The following is a 24,932-nucleotide window of genomic DNA, read 5'->3' on the forward strand; positions in this document are numbered from 1 at the left end:
GATGCGGGCGAGCCCGGTTCCACCGCGCTCGACGGCGGGCGCGCGCGCCACCGGACACAGGACGTGCCCTGCGCGAACCGGGTGGTTGCCGGGCGTTCCCCGAGCCGGTGCCGACATCCAGCCTTCCACCCCCGTTCGGCACCGCGCAACGCCACACGGTCCGACGTGGGACGGGGCCGCCCACGGAGGGCGGCCCCGGGCGTCGGCCCGACCGCTCCCGGGCGCCGGAGCGGGTCGTACTGGCAGGGCTCGCTCACCCGTGCCAGGACCTCCACAGCGCCGCGTAGGCGCCGTCCGCCGCGACCAGCTGGTCGTGACTGCCGAGCTCACTGATCCGACCGTTCTCCACGACGGCGATGACGTCCGCGTCGTGGGCGGTGTGCAGCCGGTGGGCGATGGCGACGACGGTGCGACCGTCGAGGACACGCGCCAGCGAGCGTTCCAGATGCCGGGCCGCGCGGGGGTCGAGCAGCGAGGTCGCCTCGTCCAGGACCAGTGTGTGCGGATCGGCGAGGACCAGCCGGGCCAGTGCGATCTGCTGGGCCTGGGCCGGGGTGAGCGCCAGCCCGCCCGAGCCGACCTCGGTGTCCAGCCCCTCGTCCAGTGCCCGTGCCCAGCCGTCCGCGTCGACCGCGCCGAGCGCCGCCCACAGCTCGGCGTCCTTCGCTCCCGATCGGGCGAGCAGCAGGTTGTCGCGCAGGGAGCCCACGAAGACGTGGTGCTCCTGGTTGACGAGGGCCACGTGGGAGCGGACCGCCTCGGCGGGCATCCGGGACAGTTCGGCACCGCCGAGGGTGACGCGGCCGTCCCGGGGTGCGTAGATCCCGGCGAGCAGCCTGCCCAGTGTGGACTTGCCCGCGCCGGACGGGCCGACGAGCGCGAGCCGGGTGCCCGGCGCGACCCGCAGGGAGACCTCGCGCAGCACGTCCACTCCGGCGCGGTAGCCGAAGCGCACCTCGTCCGCGTGCACGTCACGCCCGTCCGGGACGACCTCCGGATCGCCGGCGGCCGGCTCGATGTCCCGGACGCCGACCAGCCGGGCCAGCGAGACCTGGGCTACCTGGAGCTCGTCGTACCAGCGCAGGATCAGGCCCACCGGGTCGACGAGCATCTGCGCGATGAGCGCACCCGTCGTCAGCTGACCGACCCCGATCCAGCCCTGCAGGACGAAGACGCCGCCGATCATCAGGACCGAGCAGAGGACGGCGGTGTGCGTGACGTTGATGACCGGGAAGAGCACCGAACGGAGCCAGAGCGTGTAGCGCTCCCAGGCCGTCCACTCCTTGATCCGGCGCTCCGACAGGTCGATGCGGCGCCGACCCAGGCGATGGGCCTCGACGGTGCGCCCGGCGTCCACGGTCTCGGCGAGGACGGCGGCGACGGCGGCGTAGCCGGCGGCCTCCGAGCGGTAGGCGGACGGTGCTCGCTTGAAGTACCAGCGGCAGCCGACCACCAGGACGGGCACGGCCACCAGGACGGCCGGGGCGAGCGGCGGCGCGGTCACGGCGAGTCCGCCGAGCAGCAGCGCCACCCACACCACGCCGATGGCGAGCTGCGGCACGGCTTCGCGCATCGCGTTGGCGAGCCGGTCGATGTCCGTGGTGATGCGGGAGAGCAGGTCGCCCGTGCCGGCCCGCTCCAGGACGCCGGGCGGCAGCCCGACCGACCGTACGAGGAAGTCCTCGCGCAGGTCGGCCAGCATCCGCTCGCCGAGCACAGCCCCGCGCAGCCGCACTTCGCGCACGAACACGGCCTGGACGACGAGTGCGACGACGAACAGTACGGCGGTGCGCTCCAGGTGGAGCTCCTGAGCGTGGTCGGAGAGCCGCTCGACGATCGAGCCCAGCAGATAGGGCCCGGCCATCGAGGCCACCACGGCCGCGGTGTTGACGGCGATGAGCAGCAGAAAGGCCCGGCGGTGCCGTTGGAAGAGTTCGGTCACGTAGGCGCGTACGGTCGCGGGGGCGCCGACGGGCAAGGTGTTCGCCGTCGTCGGGGCCGCCGGGTCGTACGCCGGTGGCGCCAGGCCGATCATGCCGTCTCCTCGATTTCTTCCAGTTCGTCGATCGTGCCGAGCTCGTCGAGATGGTCGGTCTCGTCGAGCTTGTCGAGCCTGTCGAACGCGGCGAGCTCGTGGCGGCCGGCGCCGCCAGCGGCCTCTTCGTCGGTTTCCCGGGTGACCACGGCCCGGTACCGGGGCTCGCTGTGCACCAGCTCGCGGTGCACGCCGACCGCCGCGACCTCACCCTCATGCACCAGCACGACCCGGTCCGCGTGGTCCAGGAGCAGTGGCGAGGAGGTGAAGACGACGGTCGTACGTCCGGTGCGCAGGGCGCGGACACCGTCGGCGATCCGGGCCTCGGTGTGCGAGTCGACGGCGGACGTCGGCTCGTCCAGGACCAGCACCTCGGGGTCCGTGATCAGCGACCGGGCCAGTGCCAGACGCTGGCGCTGGCCACCCGACAGGGAGCGTCCCCGTTCGGTGATACGGGCGTCCATCGGGTCCTCGGCGTCCAACGACCCCTGGGCGAGAGCGTCCAGGACGTCGCCGCACTGCGCGGCGGCGAGTGCCTCGGCGGCACTCACCTCGCCGGAGGCGGGCACGTCGAGCAGTTCGCGCAGCGAGCCGGACAGCAGCACCGGGTCCTTGTCCTGGACCAGGACGGCGGTACGGGAGGAGTCCAGGGGCAGTTCGTCCAGCGGTACGCCCCCGAGGAGCACCGAGGTGCTCTCTTCGCTCTCCTCGGAAGGGTGTCCGCCCAGCCGCTCGGCCAGCAGCCCAGCCGCGTCCGGGTCGCCGCACACCACGGCGGTGAGCCGTCCGGCGGGTGCGAGCAGTCCGGTCGCGGGGTCGTACAGATCGCCCTCCGGCGCCCCGGCCGAGAGTGATCCGTCGCTGTCCATGGCCCGTTCGAGGGACAGCACCCGGGCGGCGCGTTTGGCGGACGGGCGCGAGAAGGAGTACGCCATGGCGATTTCCTCGAAGTGCCGCAGCGGATAGGTGAGCAGCATGACCGCGCTGTACACGGTGACCAGTTCGCCGACCGTGATCCGGCCGTCGCGGGCCAGGTGCACACCGTGCCAGATGACGGCGATCATCAGCAGACCGGGCAACAGCACTTGAATGGCCGAGATCAGCGACCACATCCGGGCACTGCGCACGGCCGCCCGGCGGACCTCCTGGGAGGCGCTGCGGTAGCGGTCGAGGAACAGTTCCTCGCCGCCGATGCCGCGCAGCACGCGCAGGCCCGCGACGGTGTCCGAGGCCAGTTCGGTGGCACGCCCGGCCTTCTCACGCTGGAAGTCCGCGCGCCGGGTGGCACGGGGCAGCAGCGGCAGCACGGCGAGGGCCAGGACGGGCACGCCCACGGCGACGAGTACGCCGAGCGCCGGCTGGTAGACGACCAGGGCGACACAGACCAGTACGACGGTCAGCGCGGCCGCCATGAACCGCGACAGGGCCTCCACGAACCAGCCGATCTTCTCGACATCGCCGGTGGAGACCGCGACGACCTCGCCTGCGGCGACGCGCCGGGTGAGCGCGGAGCCCAACTGGGCGGTCTTGTGGGCCAGCAGCTGCTGGACGCGTGCGGCGGCGGTGATCCAGTTGGTGACCGCGGCCCGGTGCAGCATGGTGTCGCCGAGCGCGATGCAGACACCGCACAGCGCCAGCAGCCCGCCGGTCAGGGCAAGTCGGGCGCCGGAGTGGTCGACGACGGCCTGGATGGCGAGCCCGACGCAGAACGGCAGCCCGGAGACGGCCACGAAGTGCAGCAGCCCCCAAGCGAGGGCCTTGAGCTGGCCGCCGAGCTGATTCCGGCCGAGCCACCACAGGAATCGGGGACCCGAGCGTGCGTCCGGCACACCTGGGTCGGGATAGGGAAGGTCTTGGATCTGCATGACGTCCCAGTGGCTCGTGTAAGGGGTGGGGTCAGGGGGTGGGGAAGCCGTGATAGTCCGGCGACCGGCCGACCGCGGGGATCGGCAGCAAACCGTGACAGGTTCGCGTCGCGGTGTAGCCGGAAGCAAGCGGTTTTTCTTCGGGGGAGGTGGATTCGGCTCGGCCACCACGGTCCTGTCACAGCTCTGAGGGCGCGCGGCCTCCGCTCCCCGGCCCTCGCGGTTGCCGAGCCCCGGCACCAGGCCGCCCAGTTCGGGGGGCGCCGCCTCCGGCCTCGGTGCCAGGACTTTTGGCCTCGGTCTCAGGGCCTCCCGGCCCGGTGGGCCCCGGGCCGTCCATCGGGGGCCGTCGTCCCCGGCGCAGACGTGTCCCCGGACTGCGGTCAGGGTCTTGGGGGGCCCACCACCGCCGGGGCCGCGCTGTCGCACGTATGCCCGGAAAGGTGACGTGTGACCGAGAAGTCGAGGGGTATGGAGTATTTGTCCGATAAGCGATGAGGTTATGTGCCGCATGCGAAAAGAGGGTGCGATACGTACGGGGCTCACCGTGGCGGCGTGCGGTGTCCTTGTGGTGTTCCTGTCGGGCTGCGGTGGTTCGGGTGGGGCCAACGGTGCGGTGAAGGGGCGGGGCGGAACCAGTGCCGGGGCCGAGCGCGCTGCGGCGCGCCCGGTCGTCCTCGCACGGATCCCGGCGGTCGGCCACCGGCTACAGACGCGGATCCCGTCCGACTCGCGCCAGGTGGTGGCGGTCTACGGCGCGGCCAGGAAACTCCGCCGACTCGACGGTGGTCCTGTACACGAAGTTGTCCACGAAGTCCGGTTCGCATGGGGAGGCGCGACGTACCTGGCCCGCGCACAACGGGGTGAAGGGCTGGACCACCGACCATCACGAGGACGACAAGCGCAGTCCCGTCGGGGTGTTCACGCTCACCGACGCGGGCGGAGTGCTCGCCGACCCGGGCGCCCTGCTCCCGTACGACCGTTCGGAGAGCTATCAGGCCCCCATGGCTGGGCCAAGTCGCACTGGTACGACTTCGACCACGTCATTGCCATCAATTACAACCGCCGCGTGGGCACCCCGCCGGACGACCCGGATCGCCCCCTCGGCGAGTCGAAGGGTGGTGGTATCTGGCTGCATATGGACCACGGCAGCGGTACGTCGGCGTGTGTGAGCGTGTCGAAGTCGGCCATGGCGTATCTGCTGCGGACGCTCGACCCGAATCAACACCCTGTGGTGGTGATGGGGGACAGGGCGGATCTGAAGGCCTAGCCATCGCGACCGATCGGGGTGCACCGCGATGAGGGGTGTCCGAGTGTCCCCGGGTGTCCCTTGTGAGACGGGTCTCTCGTCCGGTGGGAGTCCGTTGCGGTGGGAGGGCCCATTGCGGGGCGGGCCGACTCCCCCGTAGAACACCGCACATGAGAAGACAGATAGTCATGTCCATGCTTGCCGGAGTGACCCTGGCGGCGAGTGGCTTACTGGGAGTGGGCCCGGCCGCGGCGGCACCGCCGACGGCCGCCACCAGGACCGCCCTCGCACCTTCCGAGTCGGCGCCCGGCGAGTCGGCGCCCGCCGAGTTCGGCACCGACTGGCACGACCCCCTGACCGCCGCCCCGCCGATATCGAAACCCGCCACCAAGTCCTGTGAAGTGACGCTCGCCGAGGCGCAGTTCCGTGACTTCACGCCGTACCGCGGCACGTACACGCCGCCGAGCGGCTGTGGTGATCGCTGGAGCAAGGTCGTCCTGCGACTCGACGGCAAGGTCAAGGGCCGGCAGTACGACCGGCTCGGCTATCTGCACGTCGGCGGGGTGGAGATTCTGCGGACCTCCACCCCGGAGCCCTCGCCCGACGGCATCGAGTGGTCCGTCGAGAAGGACGTGACGCGTTACAGCGACACGTTCCGCCGCGACGGCGACGTCGAGATGCTCATCGGGAACGTCGTCGACGACACATACACCGGAGTCCTCGACGTGAAGGTGACGCTCACCTTCTTCGCGCAGGCGAGGACCGCGAAGCCCGCCGCGACCCCCGACCGCGTCCTCACCCTCCAGGACGGCACCCTGACCACCCCGCGCAACAGCGAGCGCATCGTCGCCGAGGTGTACGCCACCGGCTCCGGCGGCGGCTGCGAGGAGTTCTGGTATCTGACGGTGCCGGACCCGGCTCCGTACTCCTGCAAGGCGGACAACGGCCCCTACCGCGAGGTGCAGATCAAGGTCGACGGTCGGCTCGCGGGCATCGCCGAGCCGTTTCCGACCGTGTGGACCGGCGGCTGGTCCAACCCCTTCCTCTGGTACGTGATCCCGGGCCCGCGCGCCTTCGACGTCAAGCCGATCGAATACGACCTGACGCCCTATGCCGGTGTCCTCAACGACGGCCGTCCGCACCGGGTGGACGTCTCCGTCGTGGGCGTTCCCGAGGGGCAGACCGGCTGGAGCGCTCCGGTCAACGTCCTCGTCTGGCAGGACGCGAAGCGCGCGCGGGTGAGCGGTGCGCTCACCCAGGTCACGGCCGGTGATCTCGCCAACTCCGCGGTGTACACGCCCGGCGCGGAAGAACGTCTCGACACCGAGGGCGGACACCGGCTGACGACGGCCGGATACGTCGACACCTCGCACGGTCGGGTGCGGACCACTGTCCGGCGCACGCTCGCGAACACCTCCGTGCACCGCTGGACCGACGGCGAGAACATGGACGGACTGAAGGCCACCTGGACGGACGTCGAAACGGTCACCGTCGACGGGCGCGGACCGGCCAGGACGACGCGCACCCACCGGACGTACGCGATGGACGGGACCACGACGCTCGGCACGGACGACCGGTTGCGGACCGTCCTGACGCTCGGCGACCGGGCGGCGGTCGACGAGACGCGCGGCGGACTGCGCACCGCGTGGTCACGGTTCGAGGACACCTACGTCGGCGACGCGACGTATACGACGATCGTGCCGCGCGACCAACGGCACGCGGTCGGCACGACGAGCGAGCGCTACCGGCTGCACGGCTCGGACGGTTGCTATGACCGCGAGCTGGTCACTGTGCAGGGAACGCTGACGGACGACCGCAGCAACTGCTGAACCCACTGGGGCCGTTGGGATCATTGGGATCGTTGGGGACCAATGATTTGGGACCGCTGGGACCAGTGATGGGCAACGGCACGTCTGTTGCAGGATCTACGTGGACGTGACGCAGAGGTATCCGGCGGCATCGGCAACTCCTCAATAGTGATCGCTACGGAAGGAGATTTCCGTATGGCGGAAGTCACCTCGGAGGAGTGCCCGTGCCGCCGTCTGTACCGTCCCCGCGACGCGTCGCACACGTACTGCGTACCTCACTGTTCGCGCAGGTCGCCTGCGCGCTCGTGCTCGGAATCGTCGTCGGAAGGTTGTGGCCCGACACGGCCACGACCTTCCAGCCGCTCGGCGACGGTTTCGTACGTCTCATCAAGGCGGTCATCTCACCGCTCGTCTTCTGCGTGGTCGTCGTCGGCATCACCAAGGCCGGTGACCTGAAGGCCTTCGGCCGGATCGGGCTCAAGGCCCTGATCTGGTTCGAGGTCGCGTCCACCGCCGCGTCGCTCCTCGGCCTGGTCGCGGCGAACGTCGTCAGCCCGGGCTCGGGCATGCACGCCGACCCGTCGAAACTCGACGCCTCGGCCGTCGACGGCAAGACCGGTGGCGGCTCGCTCCCGTCGACCAGTGAATTCATCCTGAACGCGCTGCCGCAGAGCGCTGTCGGCGCCTTCGCCGAGAACTCCCTGCTCCAAGTCCTCGTCCTCGCCTGCCTGGTGGGCGCGGCGCTGCTCCACCTCGGCAACACCGAGGTGCCCAAGGTGCTGCCCGCCATCGGGCAGGTCCAGGACGTCGTCTTCGCGATCGTCGGCTTCATCATGAAGCTCGCCCCGCTCGCGGTGTTCGGCGCGATGGTCCCTCTGGTGGGGGAGTACGGGCTCGGCGTCATCAAGACGTACGGCAAGCTGATCATCCTGTGCTACGCCGTGGCGCTGCTGTTCCTCGCGCTGCTTGCCGTCGCCCCGAAGACGGTCACCGGGCTCAGCCTCTGGAAGTTCGTCCGCTACACCCGTGAGGAGATGCTGCTCGCGCTCGGTACCGCCTCCAGCGAGACGGTCATGCCCCGCATGATGCAGAGGCTGCGCCAGGCGGGCTGTCGCGACGACGCGGTCGGGCTGGTGCTGCCCACCGGGTACTCCTTCAACCTCGACGGCGCCTCGATCCACCTCTCCATCGGCACCCTCTTCATCGCCCAGGCCGTGGGCGTGGACCTGAGCCTGGGGCAGCAGATCACCCGTGGTCCCGGTGCTCATGCTGACCAGCAAGGGCATGGCGGGCGTGCCGGGATCGGCCTTCCTGGCCCTGTCGGCGACCGCGTCCTCGCTCGGGGCCGTCCCCGCCGGAGCCGTCGCCCTGCTCCTGGAGGTGGACCGCATCATGGACTCGATGCGCGTCGCCACCAACCTCCTCGGCAACTGCGGCGCCGTCTTCGCGGTGTCCCGCTGGGAAGGCGCGCTCGACATGGACCGGGCGAAGAAGATGCTGGACGGCGAGATCGCGTTCGTGGAGGAGGACGATCAGCCGCGGGGGGAAGGGGCACCTACGGAAGAGCCACCTACGGAAGAGCCACCTACGGAAGAGCCACCTACGGAAGAGCCACCTACGGAAGAGCCACCTACGGAAGAGCCACCTACGGAAGGGCCGCGGGCTGAGGAGCCGCCGACTGCTGTGTCCGTGCAGCCGGGGCCCGAGTCGACCAGGGGCGAAGTCCCCGCCCGGCCGACCAAGGAGCCTGCATCCGGGGGCGGCTGGCCGACCTGGGAGAACCGTTGCCGACCTGCGGAGGCGGGTTGCCGAACCGGGGCGACTTCCCACTCGGACGGGTCATCGTCTCGGAGTGATCACCGCAACGCCGCACCACACGCCCGCCCACCGCACCCCTTCAGCAGCGGTGCTCCAGCCTGGGCATACCGTCCACCAGCGTGTCCAGCAGCCCGCCGAGCACCTCGCGCTGGTCGTCCGTCAAGGGAGCCAGGATCTCCTCCGCTGCCGACCGGCGCGCGCCGCGCAGTTCCCGCAGTGCCTTGCGCCCCTCGTCCGTGACCTCGATCCGGATCACCCGCCGGTTGGTGGGATCCGGGGCCCGGCGTACCTTCCCGCTTGCCTCCAGGCCGTCGACCAGCGTGGTCACGGCCCGCGGTACGACCTCCAGGCGTTCGGCGAGATCGGCCATGCGCGGCGGTGAGCTGTAGTGCGCGAGGGTGCGCAGCAGCCGGGACTGGGCCGGGGTGATGCCCAGCCCGCGCTGCTCCAGATGGCGCTTCTGGATGCGGTGCACACGGCGGGTCAGCCGCAGCAGCTGCTCGGCGAGCAGGCCGTCGGCATCTGGGGTGGTCATACGGGAACAATAACAGGATGCGGTTCATTGTGAGTATAGGTAACAATGAGCTATGCTCCGCCGGTCGTTGTTATCGCCGTCCAGACGTTCCGTTCGTCCCGTCCGGCCGTCTCGCCGTCCCGCCGTCTGGCCTTCGTGTCGTTTCGGTGTTTCGTTGTTTCAGTGACCGGCACTTCCGTAATCGTCCCCTCACCTCCCGTAGGAGCCCATGCGTCCCGACCAAACCACCTGGACCCCGTCACCCGCCGAGGGCGAACAGCCACGGCAGGTGCGTCGCATCCTGAAACTCTTCCGGCCCTACCGCGGCCGCCTCGCGATCGTCGGCCTGCTGGTCGGCGCGTCGTCCCTCGTCACCGTCGCGACCCCCTTCCTCCTGAAGGAGACCCTGGACGTCGCGATCCCACAGGGCCGCACCGGTCTGCTGAGCCTGCTCGCGCTCGGCATGATCGTCAGCGCGGTCGTCACCAGCATCTTCGGCGTACTGCAGACCCTGATCTCCACCACCGTCGGTCAGCGCGTCATGCACGACCTGCGCACCGCCGTCTACGGGCGGCTGCAGCGCATGTCGCTCGCCTTCTTCACCCGGACCCGCACCGGCGAGGTCCAGTCCCGGATCGCCAATGACATCGGCGGCATGCAGGCGACCGTGACCTCCACCGCCACCTCGCTGGTCTCGAACCTGACCAGCGTCGTCGCCACGATCGTCGCGATGGTCGCGCTGGACTGGCGGCTCACCATCGTCTCGCTGCTCCTGCTGCCGGTCTTCGTGTGGATCAGCCGTCGCGTCGGCAACGAGCGCAAGAAGATAGCCACCCAGCGGCAGAAGCAGATGGCCGCGATGGCCGCCACCGTCACCGAGTCGCTCTCCGTCAGCGGCATCCTGCTCGGCCGTACGATGGGCCGCGGCGATTCGCTCACAAAGGCGTTCGAGGCCGAGTCCGACAGCCTGGTCGACCTTGAGGTGAAGTCGAACATGGCGGGCCGCTGGCGCATGTCCGTCATCGGCATCGTGATGGCCGCCATGCCGGCCGTCATCTACTGGGCCGCGGGCATGGCCCTCCAGTTCGGCGGCCCGTCCGTCTCACTCGGCACGCTCGTCGCCTTCGTCTCGCTCCAGCAGGGTCTGTTCCGCCCCGCCGTCAGCCTGATGTCCACCGGCGTCCAGATCCAGACCTCGCTCGCGCTCTTCCAGCGCATCTTCGAGTACCTCGACCTGCCGATCGACATCACCGAGCCGGAGCAACCGGTCCACCTCGACCAGGTCAAGGGTGAGATCCGCTTCGAGGACGTCGAGTTCCACTACGACGACAAGAGCGGCTCGATCCTCGACGGCATCGACATCACCGTTCCTGCCGGCGGCAGCCTCGCCGTGGTCGGCCCGACCGGCTCCGGCAAGTCCACGCTCAGCTATCTGGTGCCACGGCTGTACGACGTCACGGGCGGTCGCGTCACACTGGACGGGGTCGACGTGCGCGACCTGGACTTCGACACGCTCGCGCGCGCGATCGGCGTAGTCTCCCAGGAGACGTACCTCTTCCACGCCTCGGTCGCGGAGAACCTGCGCTTCGCCAGGCCGGACGCGACCGACGAGGAGTTGCAGGCGGCGGCCCGGGCGGCCCAGATCCACGACCACATCGCGTCGCTGCCCGACGGGTACGACACGGTCGTGGGCGAGCGCGGCCACCGGTTCTCCGGCGGCGAGAAGCAGCGCCTGGCCATCGCCCGTACGATTCTGCGCGATCCTCCGGTGCTCATCCTCGACGAGGCGACCAGCGCCCTGGACACCCGCACGGAGCACGCCGTCCAGCAGGCCATCGACGCCCTGTCCGCCAACCGGACCACGCTCACCATCGCGCACCGGCTGTCCACCATTCGGGGCGCCGACCAGATCGTGGTCCTGGACTCCGGCCGCGCGGTCGAACGCGGCACGCACGAGGAGTTGTTGGAGCGGGACGGGCGATATGCGGCCCTGGTGCGCCGGGACGCCCAGATGGAACCGGCCGACCAGGAGTCGGCCGGTCGGAACGCTCGTCCGCGGCGGACCGGCCAGGACGCCCAACTGGAGCCGACAAGATGACGATATGCCGGGTTTGTAGGCGTTAGCGGGTTACCGTGCCCGCATGCAGATGAACACTCCGCCACGGAGAACGATTCGACTGACGAGCCGGGGCCGGGTCGCCCTCATCGCGACCGGAGCCGTCGTGGCGGCCACCGCCGTGGCGGTGCCGCTGCTGACCCTGGGCGGCCAGGAGGCGCGGCCCACGTCCCTCGTGATCCCGGAGGGCTGGCGCGCCGGCCAGGTCTTCGAGGCCGTCGACAAAGCCCTCGCCCTGCCCCCGGGCTCCACCAAGAAGTCCCTGGTCAAGGCCAACCTCAAGTTGCCCAACGACGCGGAGGGCAACCCCGAGGGCTACCTGTTCCCGGCGACATATCCACTAGACGACAAGGCGACCCCGGAGTCCCTGCTGTCGTCCATGGTCAGCACCGCGAACAAGAAGTTCTACGGCAGCCCGACCACCGCGGGGGCCCAGCGCAACGCGATGAACATCTATCAGGCGGTCACCATCGCGAGCATCATCCAGGCCGAGGCCGCCACCAAGACCGACATGGGCAAGGTGGCCCGGGTCATCTTCAACCGCCTGGAGCGGGGCATGCCGCTGCAGATGGACTCCACCATCAACTACGTGCTGAACCGCGCCACGCTGACCACGACCACGGACGACACGAAGGTCGAGAGTCCCTACAACTCGTACCAGCGCATGGGACTGCCGCCCACGCCGATCGCCAACCCCGGCGAGGACGCGATGCGCGCCGCGCTCAATCCCACCCCGGGCGACTGGCTGTACTTCGTCACGGTCAAGCCGGGCGACACCCGCTTCACGGCCAGCTACGAGGAACAGCAGAGGAACGTCGCCGAGTTCAACCAGATCCAGAAGAGCGCTTCGCTCCCGCCCTCGTCCTCGGCCTCGCCTTCGTCGGCGTCCTCGTTCTCCTCCTCCTCGTCCTCGTCCGCATCTTCGGCATCGGCATCGGCATCGTCATTGTCTTCGATCTCGATCTCGGTCTCGCCCGCGCGCTGAGCCTGTTGCCCGACCCGGCCCACGGGGCATCACGCGCCGACAGGCACTCCCGCCAGCAGCCGTCCGATGTCCCGTACCGCCGCGCGCCCGGCCCGATTGGCGCCGATCGTGCTGGCCGAAGGCCCGTACCCGACGAGGTGGATCCGCGGATCGGCGAGCGCGCGTGTTCCCTCGACGCGGATGCCGCCGCCCGGTTCGCGCAGCCGCAGCGGCGTCAGATGGTCGAGGGCGGCGCGAAAGCCGGTCGCCCACAGGATGACGTCCGCGTCGACGTGACGCCCGTCGGCCCACTCCACGCCGTTCGGGGTGATCCGGTCGAACATCGGCTGCCGGTCCAGCACACCGTCGGCCAGCGCCTGTCGGATCGCGTCGTTCAGCGGTAGTCCGGTCACCGACACGACGCTCTTGGGCGGCAGCCCCTGCCGGACCCGTTCCTCCACGAGCGCGACGGCCGAGCGCCCGACGTCCTCCGTGAACGGCCCCTCGCGGAACACGGGCGGCCGTCGCGTCACCCAGGTGGTCGCGGCCGCGTACGGGGCGATCTCCATCAGATGCTGGGTGCCGGACGCACCGCCGCCCACGACGATCACCCGCTGCCCGGCGAACGCTTCGGGCCCGGGGTACTGCGCCGTGTGCAGCTGCCGCCCCAGGAAGGTCTCCTGGCCGGGATAGCGCGGCCAGAACGGCCGGTCCCAGGTGCCGGTGGCATTGATCAGCGCCCGCGTCGACCACGTGATGTCGAGGGCGCCGGAACCAGCGAGGGCTTCGGAACCCGCCAAGGCCTCAGAGTGCTCGGAGGCTCCGTAGCCCGCGGTGGTCTCGGCGCCGTTGGTGGTCTCGGAACCGTTGGTGGTCTCGGAACCGTTGGTGGTTTCGACGAGCAGCCGTCCGTCGTCCCCCTCCCGGACGGCCTTCACGTCGACGGGCCGCCGTACCCGCAGATCGAAGGTGCGTTCGTAGGTGTCGAAGTACTCCGGGATGACCTCGGAGGACGGGCGCGTCGCGTCTGCGTTCTCCAGTTCCATCCCGGGCAGCGAGTGCATTCCGTGCACCTTGCCGTACGTCAGCGAGGGCCACCGGAACTGCCAGGCGCCGCCCGGACGCGGTGCGTGATCCAGGACCACGAAGTCCCGATCCGGCTCGAATCCGGTGCGCCGCAGGTGATAGGCGCTGGACAGTCCTGCCTGCCCAGCGCCTATGACGACGACATCGACCTCGCGGACTTCGCGCGCCTGCGCCCCGGTGTTGTTCACGCTTCCACTAACTCGACCGGGATGCGGGATCTTCCCGACGGGGTGGCTCCTGTGAGCCACCCGACCCGGGGCCTGTCCCTCAGCGACCGCTCGCGACCAGAATCGGTGCGCCGCGCCCCGCCGTCGCAGGCCCCGGCAGCAGCCCCCGAGCCGCCAGATCCGGGATCACCCCCTCCCCGAACCAGTAGGCCTCCTCCAGATGGGGGTACCCGGAGAGCACGAAGTGCTCGATGCCCAGCGCGTGGTACTCCTCGATCCGGTCGGCGACCTCGGTGTGGCTGCCGACGAGGGCGGTGCCCGCGCCGCCCCGGACGAGACCCACCCCGGCCCACAGGTTCGGCGAGATCTCCAGCCGGTCGCTGGAGCCGCCGTGCAGGGCCAGCATGCGTTGCTGTCCCACCGACTCACTGCGCCCGAGCGCCGACTGCGCGGCCGCGATCGTGTCCGGGTCCAGGTCGCCGAGCAGCCGGTCGGCCGTGGACCAGGCCTCGGCCGAGGAGTCGCGCGAGATGGTGTGCAGTCGAATCCCGAACCGGACGGAGCGTCCCTCGCGCTCGGCCAGTGCCCGAATCCAGTCGATCTTCTCCTTGACCTGCGCCGGAGGCTCGCCCCAGGTCAGATACACATCGGCGTGCCGGGCGGCGACCGGCCCCGCGGCGGACGACGAACCGCCGAAGAAGATCTCCGGCAGCGGGTCGGGCGGCACGGCGGTCAGCCCGCCCTCGACCTGGTAGTGGGCGCCTTCGAAGTCGTACGGCTGCCCGCTCCACACCCCGCGTACGACGGACAGGAACTCGTCCGTCCGCGCGTACCGCTGATCGTGTCCGAGATGGTCGCCGAAGCGGCGCTGCTCCGTGGAGTCGCCGCCGGTGACGACGTTCAGCAGCAGCCGCCCCCGGGTGATCCGCTGATACGTCGCCGCCATCTGCGCCGCGAGTGTCGGCGAGACGACGCCGGGCCGGAACGCCACGAGGAACTTCAGCCGTTCCGTGTGCTGGGCGAGCGCCACCGTCGTCAGCCAGGCGTCCTCGCACCATGTGCCGGTCGGGGTGAGGACCGCCTCGAAGCCCAACTGCTCGGCAGCTTTGGCAATTTGGGCGAGGTAGTCGATGTCGGGCGGGCGTACCCCGCTGACGGGCCGCGCCGCGCCGGTGCGGTTCGAGGCGTACGCGTGCCGGTCGACCAGGGTGCGGCCGTCGCCGCCGGTCGGCAGGAACCAGTGCAGATGGACGGTCATCAGGAGTCCTTGTAGACGCGAGGGGTGGAGGTGGAGGGCGGCAGGCTGCCGTTGAAGCGGGTGTCCACGAAGGCGGCGAAGTCGACCTTGCCGGGAATGAGCTTCAGCTCGGTGAAGGTGTCCGCGATGCGCTGTTCCGAGGCTATGAGCGGCTTGTCCACGGCGACCGGGATCCGACTGGCATTGGTCCGTTTCACCGAGGCCAGCGCCACCTCGTACGGCAGCCCGGTGTCCTTCGCCCACACCTTGGCCCACGCGTCCGGATGCTGATACACCCAGTCCTGGGCGCGCCGCAGCCGCTGCAGATAGTCCTTGACGGCCGCGGCCTTCTTCGTGTCCTTCAGCGCACCCGGAGCCGCCACCTGGAAGGTGAGCCCGTTGACCACCCCGTCGCCGTCCGCCAGGATCCGGCCCTGCTTGGCCGCGAGCACCTGCGAGGTGTACGGGTCCCACACCGCCCATGCGTCCACCTTGCCGCTGGTGAACGCGGCCAGTGCGTCGGCCGGCTGCAGATACTTGACCTTGACGTCGCCCAGCGTCAGCCCGGCCTCCTTGAGCGAGGCGATCAGCTGATAGTGCGCGGAGGAACCCTGCGCCACGGCGATGGATTTGCCCTTGAGCTCCTGGGGCCTGTTCAACGACGAGTTCCTCGGTACGAGGATGGCCTCGCCCTTGGACGTGCCGTGCCAGGCGGCTACCACCGCGATCTTCGAGCCCGCGCCGGCGGCGAAGACGGGCGGGGTGTTGCCGACACCGCCGATGTCGACCGCCTTGGCGTTGACCGCCTCCAGCAGCGGCGGACCGGACGTGAACGTCGACCACTTGATCTTGTAGTCGAGGTCCTTGAGCTCTCCGGCGGCCCGCAGCACCGCTTCGGAACCACCCTTCTGGTCCCCGACGTTGAGCGTGAGGGAACCCTTGCCGTCGGTTCCGGCTCCCGCGGTGTCGGCAGCCGAGTTGCCGCCGCAGGCGGCCAGGAGCAGGGTCAGGGGGAGGAGTAGGGCGACGGGGACGAGGTTTCGGCGCATGGCGATTCCGTTCGCTTGGTTCGGGTGAAGACAGCGGCGAAGGTGAGAGGAGCGAGGGCGAAGGCGAGAGAGGAGAGGGCGAAGGCGAGTGAGAGGAAAGGGGGTGCGGGAAGGCGGCTGGGGTGTGAGGTGGGGGAGTTCAGGCGGCGGTGTCGACGCCCAGGCGCTCCAGGAGGCCGGCGCGCAGTTCGGCGAAGCGGGGGTCGGTGAGGTCGCGGGGCCGGTCCAGGTCGACCGTTGTTTCATGGGCGATGACACCGTCGTCCATCACGAGAACCCGGTCGGCGAGCAGGACGGCCTCCTCGACATCGTGCGTGACCAGCAGCACGGCGCAGCCGCGCCGCTGCCACAGTTCGCCGACGAGCCGCTGTGCCTTGATGCGGGTGAGGGCGTCGAGAGCGCCGAACGGTTCGTCGAGCAGCAGCAGATCGGGTTCGCGGACCAAGGCACGGGCCAGCGAGGCGCGTTGGGCCTCGCCGCCGGAGAGCGTCTTGGGCCAGGCGTTCGAGCGGTGGGTGAGACCGACCTCGGTCAACGCCTGTTCGGCGACGGCGCGTTCGGGCTTGCCGGGGAGGCCCAGCAGGACGTTGCGCCACACCTTCTTCCAGGGCATCAGCCGCGGTGCCTGGAACGCGACGGCCTTGCGCCGAGGGACGAGGACGGTGCCGTCGATGTCGCGGTCGAGCCCGGCGAGGATGCGCAGCAGGGTGGACTTGCCGCAGCCGCTGCGACCGAGGAGAGCAACGAACTCGCCCGGTTTCACGTCGAGTCGGAGGTTGTCGATGACCGCGCGTCCCTCGAAGGAGCGGGTCAGCCCCTGGACTCGTACGGCAGAAGCGGAGGAGGAGGAGGAGGAGGAGGAGGAGGAGGCGGAGGAGGCGGAAGCGGAGGCGGCGGGGACGGTCGCGTCGCCCTGTCGGCCGGTCGTGGCCTTCTGCCGGTGGGGGGCACCCCTTTGGGGGGTCATCGGCCCGTGAACGTCGGTCGCCATTGCAGAAGCAGCCTTTCGAGGGAGCGGACGATGAAGTCGGCGAGCAGGCCGAGGAAGGCGTAGACGATCAGGCAGACCACGATCACATCGGTCCGCAGGAAGTCGCGGGCCTGCACCATGAGGAAGCCGATGCCGGCGTCCGCGTTGATCTGCTCGGCGAAGACGAGGGCGAGCCAGGCGATACCGAGGGAGTAGCGCAGCCCGGTCATCGCCCCAGGCAGCGCGCCCGGCAGGACGACGTGCCGGACGAGCCCCCACCGCGAGAGTCCGAGCGACTCCCCGGCCTCGATCAACTGGGCGTCGACGCCGCGGATACCGGCGTACACGTTCAGATAGAGGGGGAAGGACACGCCCAGCGTGATGATCGCGACCTTCGGGGCCTCGCCGATGCCGAACCAGATGATGAACAGCGGGATCAGCCCCACGAAGGGCACGGTCCGCAGCATCTGGACGCTCGCGTCGACCAGGTCCTCGCCGATACGGAAGAGCCCTGAGACGAGGGCGAGTCCGGTCCCGACGACGGTCCCGAGCAACAGTCCTACCGCGACGCGCTGCAGCGAGACACCCATGGCGTTCGGCAGTGAGCCGTCGGCGACGAGATGGGCGCCGACCCGCGCGATGGTGCCGGGCGAGGCGAGGACGTCGGAGGCCAACACACCCGTGCCGCTCAGGAGTTGCCAGAGGGCGAGCAGCAGGAGCGGACCGGAGGTACGGCGCAACCAGCGGGGAACGCGGGTGCGGCGGGAGGAGAGGGGCACGATCGGAACGAGTTCGGGCGGCGCCGGCTGGGGTGCGCCACTCCTGGACATTGCCGGTGGCATTCCCGAAATATCGGGCTCGGGGGAGCCGGGCGGGGCATGGCTGATGCTCATGAGTGCTCCACGGGGAGGAGAGCGGCCGGAGAGGAACACGCTGCGGCTCCGCCGCGTCAGGAGCTCAGGGTGAGCCCGGACGTGCGGGTGGAGCGGAGCGAGAGCGCGGTGAAACGGGGAGCGCGCGGTGAAACGGGGGAGTGCCCGGTGAAACGGAGAGTGAAAGGACGTCAGCAGCCGCGGCGACACGCGGCGGAGGCCACCCGCAGCAGGTCGATGTGACCGCGCGTGGTGAGCATGGCTGAACGCAACATGCGGGTGAAAGTAGCCAGGTCGTCCATGTCCGGTCAATGGTGTCTCGCGGAATGGACCTCCGGTATCACGGGGCGATCGGTCGGTGGGGTGCCAGGCCCGCCTTGCGGGTGAGAATTGGGGCATGTCCGATGCCTTCACCACCCGCGTCCTGAACATCACCACCGGTGCGGCCGAGACGGTCGTCGACCTCACCCGCGACTGCGAGGCCTTCCTCCTGGAGGTGGCCGCCGGTCGCGACGGCCTGCTGAACATCTTCGTACCGCATGCGACTGCCGGAATCGCCGTCATCGAGACCGGCGCCGGAAGCGATGACGACCTCCTCGCCGCCCTGCACTCCCTGCTCCCCGCGGACAACCGCTGGCAGCACCGCCACGGCAGCCCCGGCCACGGTCGCGACCACGTACTCCCCGCCATCGTGCCGCCTCACGCGACCTTGCCGGTGCTGGACGGGAGACTGGAACTGGGGACGTGGCAGTCGGTGTGTCTCGTGGATACGAACCGGGACAATTTGCACCGTCGGGTTCGGTTGTCGTTCCTTGGGTGAGGGGCGCGGCGTGACGACTCCAGGTCTGACGTCCGGAGGCTCTGAACGGGGCAGAGTTCGGGATGCGCAGCCGTGTGGCTCCGCGGGAACCGTCCCGCGATGACGTCACGTTCCCGGCAGGCATGGCAGTGCCTGCCGGACGCCGCGCAGTGTCGATCCAGGGGTTTGCCGACGACATGGGTGTCTTCTGCTCGGCCGGGTCTCAGGGCAACGAGCTCGGACGGCGTACGGGCGGGGAGGCGGGACTGGGGTGCCCGTGCCAAGTCCCGTGGCTCAGGGCCGCTTCGGTGGCGGCCAGATATACGGCCGTCGCGAGCCACTGGGTCGTGTAGTGGTCCGGATCGGCTTCGCGGAGGCGGCCGAAGACATCGCGGGAGCGGTGGGCGGCCACGGCGCCGAGCGTGGTGATCAAGTCCGCGCCGGTGACGAATCCGTTGCGGCGCAACACGGCTGCGTGGCCGCGGTGATCGTTTTCGCGCACGGGTTCGGCAGCGGCGCGGCGTCCGCCGGTGACGGCCAGTTCGACCAGGCGGTGGATGGGCCAGAGCGGCGAGTCGGCTGAAGGGGCGGCGCCGTAGGAGGGGATGGGCGGGGACGGGCAGGGGATGTCCGGCGGGAAGTGGTCGCTTCGGAGGAGGTCGTAGCCGAGGTCTGCGCGGCCCTGCCAGTCGTCCGGGAGGCGCAGTGTCGCCTCGGTGCCGGGTACCGGGCCGACGGCGAGCGGGCGGAGGGTTGTGACCCGGTCGGGGTCGAGGCGGCCGATGACCCGGATCCGCAGGCCGGGGTGCGCGCCCAGCTGCCGGAGATTGGCGGTGTGCGCGAGAGCGGGATGGCTGTGGGCAGGGGCCAGCCGGACCGACGGACCGGGGGCGGGCGGTCCGTCCGTGGACGAATCGCCTCGCCAGGGCAGTTCACGGACCAGCAGATCCTCGCCGTCGGTCGCGGAGATCTCCACATCACAGCCGATCAGTTGCCGGGCGTGCCCGGCACCTTCGGGGTCACCCGCGAGGGACGCCGTGAACCGCCCGCTGGTGGACTCGGCGAGCGGGCGGGCGAAGACCCTCGCCGAGGGGGACTCGGTCCAGGGTCGTCCGACGGCGGAGGTGGCACGGACACCTCTTTCCGGAAGAAGGCGGCCGTCCGGGGAGACGGCCGCTCCGGAGATGATCAGGCCGCCACGGGACAGCTGAAAGTGGTTGGTGAGGAAGGACCGGATGGCGACATTGGCGGTACCCGCTCGCCGGGCCCGGGCCGGGCCGCCCGGCTTGACGTCGCGGAGCGTGTACCAGCGGCCGTCGTGGTCGAGGAGATGGGTGACCACTCCGCCGAGGTCTTCGGCGCCGATCACCGGTTCGCGGCAGACGCCGTAGAGCCGTAGCGCCCCGTCGGGGCGGTGGTTGCGGCGGACGGTGCCGATCAGCGTCGGGTCGGGGTCGCCGGTCTTCAGCCGATGGGTGACGAGGAGGAGTTCCCGCAGGGCGGAGACCAGCTCGGCGGGGCTGTGAGAGCTGTGAGAGCTGTGAGAGCTGTCAGGGCTGTGAGAGTGGTGAGGGCTGTGCGGGTCGCGCGCCTCGCGCAGGCGGCGCACGACGCTCAGGGCCGCGGCCTCCACGCGGTGGAGGCCCGCCAGGCGTGCCGTGTGGGCGGCGCGCAGCAACTGGGCCTGAAGAACGGCTCCCGCACCGGTTGTTCCGGCGGAGAGTACGGCTGCCGCCGCCGTCCAGAGACCGGAGGCCGCGTGGATCTGAGAGACAGTGGGGCGCGTGGGGACGGCGGCCGAGTCGCGGGCAGGCTCGGGGATTGGGTCCGCGAGCTGGTCCGGGGCGGTGAGTTGGTACGGATTGGTGAGCTGGTCTGGGGCGATGGGCCGCTCTGGGTGGGTGGGCGGCTCTGTGTGGGTGGGCCGGCCCGATTCGGCGGGTGGGACGGCACCGGCGGGTTCAGCGGGTAGCGAGGGTCCGGACGGCGCGGACGGCGCGGACGGTGAGGGTGGTACGGACGGTGAGGGTGGTACGGGTGGCGCGGATGCCACGGGCCGGGCGGGTTCCGCGACGGCGACCGGGCAGGCGCCCAGCACCGCTGCCCGGTGCAGGCAGCGCGGTGCCAACAGGCAGGTGCAACGGGCCTGTTCGGCGTCAGTGACCGTGCCGGACGGGTCCGGGGAGAGGGTCACCAGAGCATCCTCGCCGCAGCGGATGCCGAAGGTCCCGCCCTGGGCGGTGACGGGTGCGGCGGCCAGGGCTTCGATCGCCGTGTCCAGTCTGCCGCGGAGCCGGGTGATGAGACTCTCCACCGCGGAGGCGAACACCTCCGGTGCGACCGGCGGGAGTGGGGTGTTGGTGCCGGAACGGGTCATCGGGGTGCTCCGCGGAGGCGCTCGCCCACCCAGCGGGCGAGCGAGAGGGGACTGAGGGCGGCCACGGGCATACCGGCCGCGACGAGTTGCCGGGCGATCGGCACCGAGTAGCGGGGGGCTCCGTCGCCGTCCAGGGCCGCGCAGCCCAGCAGATGGACACCGGAGGAGACCAGGGTCCTGGTCTCGTTCAGCAGACCGTCGACCGCGAAGCCCTCCTCGAAGTCACTGACCACCACCATCAGGGTGCGGCTCGGCACCTTCACCAACGAGCGGGCATGTGCGAGGCCTGCCGCGATATGTGTGCCACCACCGACCTTCACCTCCAGCAACAGGGAGAGGGGATCGGCGACCCGGTCGGTGAGGTCGACGACTTGGGTGCTGAAAGTGAGGAAGTGGGTGGAGAGCATGGGCACACCGCCCAGTACGGCGGCGGTGAGCGCCGACCAGATGACGGAGGCTTCCATGGAAGAGGACACATCGACGACGAGGATCAGCCGCCAGTCGCTCTCCCGTGCGGTACGGGTTCGGAAGACCGGTCGTTCGGGAATGACCTCGACTCTGCCGTCCTCCAGACGGCGGGTGTGGGTGAGGTTGGCCCGCAGCGTACGGGGCAGGTCGAGCCGGCCGCCGGGGCGCCGGGTGGGGCGCGGAACGGTGAGGCCGGTCAGTGTGGGGCGCATCAGGGTGGCGAGTTCCCGGGTGAGTTCCTCGACCAGCCGTTTGACGAGCGGCCTGAGACTCGCCAGTCGCTGCTCGGGCATCCCCCTGGCGAGCGACAGTACGGCGGACAGCAGCTCCACCGAAGGGCGTACCGAGCCGGGGTCGAGGTGGGCGATCACATCGGTACGGCCGCTCGCGACGGCACGTCCCAGGACTTCCTCCCGGATGTCCGCGCCGAAGAGCGCCTGGAGTTCCTCGGCCCAGTGCCGGGCACTGGGGTAACTCGGTCCCAGGCCGCCACCGGTGCGCTCGTCCTGCCCCTCGCCGTCGGCCGCGGTCTCTTTCCCGCCCCCCTCGAACAACTCATCGAGGGCCTGAGCGTAGGGCAACAGGTCCGCGGAGAGTTGCGCCGTGTCCCGGCCGAGCAGTAGCCGCCAGCGGTCGGCGGGGCCGAGCCGTGGAGCCCCGTGCCCCGGGCCGCGGTCGCGTCTCGGCACGCTCCCGGCGGATGCCGGTCCGCCCCTGGCGGTCCCGACCGTGGTCGGCGGCTCCTCACCGGTCTCGGCTCCGGTCCTGGCTCCGGTCTCTGCCCCGGTCCCGGTCCCGGTCTCTGGCCCGGTCCCGGTCCCGGTCCCGGTCCCGGCCCCGGTGTCGGCGTCCGCTTCGGAGAGCGTCGGTGGCGAAGGAGTCACCAGGCCCGCCAGGTCCGCCAGGCCCAGTGCGATCAGCGTCGCAAGCCCCTCGTTGTCGGCCTCGGCCCACCGGCCGACCAGCGCGGCGGGGGCGGTCAGCCGAAGGTCGGGCCCATCGCCCAGACGGTCGGTCACGGCCGCGAGCAGTCGTCCCCGTCCCGCCGGAGTGAGCGCCTCAAAACCGCCGCGCAGGGCGGGAAGCCGGTCGAGGAAACTCCGGTCGCCGATGGTCTCGATGCGCTCCAGCAGCGGATCGAGGGCGGTGGGGGCGGACTCGATCAGCGGTCCGGCGGCGATGAGCAGCCCGGTGAGCCGACGCTCCAGCCGGTGCCGGGAGTCCGGTCCCGTCGCCGCGTCGACCCAGCCGGCGGGCCTCGTGCCCAGCAGGTCCGAGCTGTCGAGTTCGAGCAGTACCCGGGCGGCGAGGGCCGCGCCCTGGATGAGCGGGGAGCCGGTACGGGAGAGTCCGTACAGCTCGTTGTCCAGGCGCAGGCCGAGCCGGTCCTCACCGCTCCTGATCGCCAGGGCCACGAGGGCGACCGCGTCCGCCTTCTCATCGCTGCCGGCCAGCCCCGGCAAGGCGCGGACGGCGGCTTCCAGAAGGGCGGCGGAGAGTTCGGCCGCCCGGGCACGTACTCGCTCCGTGGTGCCGGGCAGATGCTCGTGGCGTATCGAGTCCAACAGGTCCAGGCATTCGAGGAGTTCGGGCAGAGTCGCGGCGGAGGGCAGGACCCGCGCGGCCTCCGTGAGGCAGTCGCCGACCAGGTCCGGCAGGGCGCACCGGGCCGCGGCCCCCAGGACGTCGATGACCCGGGCCGGGGTGGCTCCGCCCGCGTCCGACGCGCGGCGGTGGTTCTCCCGAAGGGTGCCGTCGGCCGCCTGGGCGGCGGTGACGCCTCTGACGCCCACCAGTTCGAGCCGAGCGGCGACCGAGGGGGTCCAGGCCGCACGCCAGCGCGTGGTGAGGGCACTCCCGTCCCCCACGGCGGACACCTCGACCTGCTCCGCGTACCCCACCCCGCACTCCTTGAGCCGCTGCAGCAGGATTTCGCGCCGGGCGTCGAGGGCGGAGCGGAGCGGGGAGAGCCGGATCTCCTGGCGGGCGGGGCTGCTCGGACCGGGCAGCCGCAGGGAGGCGAGTTCCGTCTCCACCCAGGGGCCGAGTCCGGAACGGGGTGTGCCGGGGGCTGTACGGCCACGGCCCGTGCCGACCAGCACCGTTTCCAGGACAGGGCCGAGCGGTTCCCCCCGGCCGAGTACGGACGTCACCGCTTCCAGCAGTTCACTCCGGCCGGGTGCGGGAAGGCCGCGCAGCGTGGCGAGGTCGCAGGCCAGCCGCAGGGTCTCGATCGCCTCACCCGTACCCGCGGTGTACCCGTCCGCGCGGATCGCACGGCACAGTTCGGTGATGACGCGGGCGGTGGCGTCGCGTACCCGGCCGGGATCGCCACCGGCATGGAGCACCGCCTGCTGCCAGCGCGGGTCACGGATGCCGGCCGGGTAGCCGGAACGTGAGTCCAACAAGGCGAAGGCATACGGCACGAGTGACGTGACGACCGACGGGGAGTGGCCGGTGGGCAGGGCGGCGCCGGCGGATTCCGCGGGCCCGGCGCCGTCGACGGCCGCCTCCGTGGCCCGGGGCGCTCCTTCGGGGACCAGACCGGGGGCGTGGAAGGCACCGATCACCGCAGCGACCCGCCGCCCCCCGGCCGCGGCGACGACCCGGCGCATATGGGCCTCGCGGACGAGGACGGCGGCCGAAACCCCACCGCGTGCCAGCTCGTCCTGGCGCAGTGCCCAGCCGACACCGAGGGCGGCGCGGCGTACGGCCTCGGGAGTATTACCGGGGGCGGGCGCCTCCACGGCGCGGTCCCACAGGTCGTCCCCGTCCGGACCGGTGCCGGCGGCGAGGAGAGCGTCCGCGAAGGCGGTTCCGGATGCCCCCGAACCGGTCTCCACGTCGGTCTCCACGTCGGTCTCCACGTCGGTCTCCACGCCGGTCTCCACGCCGGTCTCCACGCCGGTCTCCACGTCGGGTTTCGCGTCGGGTTCCGTTTCGGTCTCCGGGGCGGCCGACCATCCCGGGGCCCCGAGGGGCAGATCGCAGCAGATCACTTCCACCCCTCGTTCCCGTGCCCAGCGGATCGCCGCCAGTTCCGGGGAGAAGTCGGCGAAGGGGTAGAAGCGCAACTGCCCGTCCCCGTGCGCACCGGCCAGCGCCACCGGGGCGACGGTGCGCGGATCCGAGAGGTACGGCAACCACGTCTGGAAGTCGGCCGGTAGTTCGACACAGACCACCTCGGCGGCCGCGGCATCCAGCAGCCGGGGTACGACAACCGCCAGTGCGGGACTGTGGTGCCGTACGCCGATCAGATACGGCCGCGCGCAGGCGGCCAACCCGGCCACCGCTTCCCGGGGTTCCGGCCGACCGTGACGCATGGTTGTTCCCTTTTCGTACTCTCGGCCCGGCCGAACGGCTCTTGGACGAACGCGTGCAACGACTGACGGGCTACGGGCTGACCGACCGGAGCCGTTCCGGGTCGGCAGAGACGGGCGGGAGCAGACGGGCGGGAGCCCACGGCGGGCGGAGAGGCCGGGCGCGGACGGTCGTTCGCACCACGACGGCCGCCCCAGCCCTCGGCCCCGCTCCCGCC

At 70.9% G+C, this 24,932-nt stretch carries 15 protein-coding genes and 2 pseudogenes; 6 read left to right on the forward strand and 11 right to left on the reverse strand.

The features are described from left to right. Nucleotides 1–253 precede the first annotated feature (253 nt). The gene (locus RV986_RS45455; protein WP_475922945.1) at nt 254–2,035 is read right to left on the reverse strand and encodes an ABC transporter ATP-binding protein; all 1,782 of its coding nucleotides are present in this window, start codon (nt 2,033–2,035) and stop codon (nt 254–256) included. Then, nucleotides 2,032–3,900 carry an ABC transporter transmembrane domain-containing protein gene (locus tag RV986_RS45460; protein ID WP_475922946.1) on the reverse strand — a complete coding sequence of 623 codons (1,869 nt, stop codon included), beginning with the start codon at nt 3,898–3,900 and terminating at the stop codon, nt 2,032–2,034. The genes RV986_RS45455 and RV986_RS45460 overlap by 4 nt, the downstream gene beginning before the upstream one ends. 511 nt (nt 3,901–4,411) lie before the next feature. On the opposite strand from RV986_RS45460, the pseudogene RV986_RS45465 reads away from it, so the two are divergent. From RV986_RS45465 to RV986_RS45475, 3 genes and pseudogenes are all read left to right on the forward strand, one after another. Then, nucleotides 4,412–5,170: pseudogene (locus tag RV986_RS45465) on the forward strand (L,D-transpeptidase family protein). Nucleotides 5,171–5,319: 149 nt separating this feature from the next. Then, nucleotides 5,320–6,978 (forward strand): peptide-N4-asparagine amidase, encoded by a 1,659-nt coding sequence (locus tag RV986_RS45470; protein ID WP_475922947.1) that lies wholly within the window; start codon nt 5,320–5,322, stop codon nt 6,976–6,978. A 203-nt stretch (nt 6,979–7,181) separates the two neighbouring features. Then, nucleotides 7,182–8,491: pseudogene (locus RV986_RS45475) on the forward strand (cation:dicarboxylate symporter family transporter); the annotation flags it as partial. Nucleotides 8,492–8,854: 363 nt separating this feature from the next. On the opposite strand, the gene RV986_RS45480 reads toward RV986_RS45475, so the two are convergent. Further along, nucleotides 8,855–9,310: a MarR family winged helix-turn-helix transcriptional regulator gene (locus RV986_RS45480; protein WP_475922948.1), complete on the reverse strand. Its 456-nt coding sequence runs from the start codon at nt 9,308–9,310 to the stop codon at nt 8,855–8,857. 208 nt (nt 9,311–9,518) lie between these two features. On the opposite strand from RV986_RS45480, the gene RV986_RS45485 reads away from it, so the two are divergent. Together RV986_RS45485 and mltG are read left to right on the forward strand one after the other, a co-directional pair. Continuing rightward, the gene (locus RV986_RS45485) at nt 9,519–11,387 is read left to right on the forward strand and encodes an ABC transporter ATP-binding protein (RefSeq protein WP_475922949.1); all 1,869 of its coding nucleotides are present in this window, start codon (nt 9,519–9,521) and stop codon (nt 11,385–11,387) included. 43 nt (nt 11,388–11,430) lie between these two features. Then, nucleotides 11,431–12,390, forward strand: a complete 960-nt coding sequence (mltG, locus tag RV986_RS45490) for an endolytic transglycosylase MltG (RefSeq protein ID WP_475922950.1) — start codon at nt 11,431–11,433, stop codon at nt 12,388–12,390. Nucleotides 12,391–12,419: 29 nt separating this feature from the next. On the opposite strand, the gene RV986_RS45495 is transcribed toward mltG, so the two are convergent. From RV986_RS45495 to RV986_RS45520, 6 genes are all read right to left on the reverse strand, one after another. Continuing rightward, nucleotides 12,420–13,643: an NAD(P)-binding domain-containing protein gene (locus RV986_RS45495; RefSeq protein ID WP_475922951.1), complete on the reverse strand. Its 1,224-nt coding sequence runs from the start codon at nt 13,641–13,643 to the stop codon at nt 12,420–12,422. A 79-nt stretch (nt 13,644–13,722) separates the two neighbouring features. Next, nucleotides 13,723–14,880, reverse strand: coding sequence for an LLM class flavin-dependent oxidoreductase (locus RV986_RS45500; RefSeq protein ID WP_475922952.1), 1,158 nt, complete (start codon nt 14,878–14,880; stop codon nt 13,723–13,725). Then, a complete protein-coding gene (locus RV986_RS45505) occupies nt 14,880–15,908 on the reverse strand; it encodes an ABC transporter substrate-binding protein (RefSeq protein ID WP_475922953.1) in 1,029 nt (342 codons plus the stop codon). Before RV986_RS45505 ends, RV986_RS45500 begins: the two co-directional genes overlap by 1 nt. Nucleotides 15,909–16,047: 139 nt before the next feature. Continuing rightward, the gene (locus tag RV986_RS45510; RefSeq protein ID WP_475922954.1) at nt 16,048–16,899 is read right to left on the reverse strand and encodes an ABC transporter ATP-binding protein; all 852 of its coding nucleotides are present in this window, start codon (nt 16,897–16,899) and stop codon (nt 16,048–16,050) included. Beyond that, nucleotides 16,872–17,771 carry an ABC transporter permease gene (locus RV986_RS45515; RefSeq protein WP_475922955.1) on the reverse strand — a complete coding sequence of 300 codons (900 nt, stop codon included), beginning with the start codon at nt 17,769–17,771 and terminating at the stop codon, nt 16,872–16,874. The genes RV986_RS45510 and RV986_RS45515 overlap by 28 nt, the downstream gene beginning before the upstream one ends. A 170-nt stretch (nt 17,772–17,941) precedes the next feature. Further along, on the reverse strand, nt 17,942–18,052 hold the full coding sequence (locus RV986_RS45520) for a putative leader peptide (RefSeq protein WP_475922956.1): 111 nt from the start codon (nt 18,050–18,052) through the stop codon (nt 17,942–17,944). A 95-nt stretch (nt 18,053–18,147) separates the two neighbouring features. Here RV986_RS45520 and RV986_RS45525 point away from each other — a divergent pair, with 95 nt between their 5' ends. Further along, a complete protein-coding gene (locus RV986_RS45525; protein ID WP_475922957.1) occupies nt 18,148–18,570 on the forward strand; it encodes a secondary thiamine-phosphate synthase enzyme YjbQ in 423 nt (140 codons plus the stop codon). A 202-nt stretch (nt 18,571–18,772) separates the two neighbouring features. Here the strand turns inward: RV986_RS45525 and RV986_RS45530 are convergent, their stop codons facing one another. Both RV986_RS45530 and RV986_RS45535 read right to left on the reverse strand, forming a co-directional pair. After that, nucleotides 18,773–20,926, reverse strand: coding sequence for an SWIM zinc finger family protein (locus RV986_RS45530; RefSeq protein ID WP_475922958.1), 2,154 nt, complete (start codon nt 20,924–20,926; stop codon nt 18,773–18,775). Next, nucleotides 20,923–24,717, reverse strand: a complete 3,795-nt coding sequence (locus tag RV986_RS45535; protein WP_475922959.1) for a DUF5682 family protein — start codon at nt 24,715–24,717, stop codon at nt 20,923–20,925. Before RV986_RS45535 ends, RV986_RS45530 begins: the two co-directional genes overlap by 4 nt. Between the last annotated feature and the right edge of the window lie 215 nt (nt 24,718–24,932).

The sequence above is a fragment of the Streptomyces sp. RLA012 genome (assembly GCF_056270325.1).

Excerpts from the sequence above, each read along its gene's own strand:
- RV986_RS45455 (WP_475922945.1), bottom strand. The coding sequence starts at position 2,035 with ATGATCGGCCTGGCGCCACCGGCGTACGACCCGGCGGCCCCGACGACG.
- RV986_RS45460 (WP_475922946.1), bottom strand. The coding sequence starts at position 3,900 with ATGCAGATCCAAGACCTTCCCTATCCCGACCCAGGTGTGCCGGACGCA.
- RV986_RS45470 (WP_475922947.1), top strand. The coding sequence starts at position 5,320 with ATGAGAAGACAGATAGTCATGTCCATGCTTGCCGGAGTGACCCTGGCG.
- RV986_RS45480 (WP_475922948.1), bottom strand. The coding sequence starts at position 9,310 with ATGACCACCCCAGATGCCGACGGCCTGCTCGCCGAGCAGCTGCTGCGG.
- RV986_RS45485 (WP_475922949.1), top strand. The coding sequence starts at position 9,519 with ATGCGTCCCGACCAAACCACCTGGACCCCGTCACCCGCCGAGGGCGAA.
- mltG (WP_475922950.1), top strand. The coding sequence starts at position 11,431 with ATGCAGATGAACACTCCGCCACGGAGAACGATTCGACTGACGAGCCGG.
- RV986_RS45500 (WP_475922952.1), bottom strand. The coding sequence starts at position 14,880 with ATGACCGTCCATCTGCACTGGTTCCTGCCGACCGGCGGCGACGGCCGC.
- RV986_RS45505 (WP_475922953.1), bottom strand. The coding sequence starts at position 15,908 with ATGCGCCGAAACCTCGTCCCCGTCGCCCTACTCCTCCCCCTGACCCTG.
- RV986_RS45510 (WP_475922954.1), bottom strand. The coding sequence starts at position 16,899 with ATGGCGACCGACGTTCACGGGCCGATGACCCCCCAAAGGGGTGCCCCC.
- RV986_RS45515 (WP_475922955.1), bottom strand. The coding sequence starts at position 17,771 with ATGAGCATCAGCCATGCCCCGCCCGGCTCCCCCGAGCCCGATATTTCG.
- RV986_RS45520 (WP_475922956.1), bottom strand. The coding sequence starts at position 18,052 with ATGGACGACCTGGCTACTTTCACCCGCATGTTGCGTTCAGCCATGCTC.
- RV986_RS45525 (WP_475922957.1), top strand. The coding sequence starts at position 18,148 with ATGTCCGATGCCTTCACCACCCGCGTCCTGAACATCACCACCGGTGCG.
- RV986_RS45530 (WP_475922958.1), bottom strand. The coding sequence starts at position 20,926 with ATGACCCGTTCCGGCACCAACACCCCACTCCCGCCGGTCGCACCGGAG.
- RV986_RS45535 (WP_475922959.1), bottom strand. The coding sequence starts at position 24,717 with ATGCGTCACGGTCGGCCGGAACCCCGGGAAGCGGTGGCCGGGTTGGCC.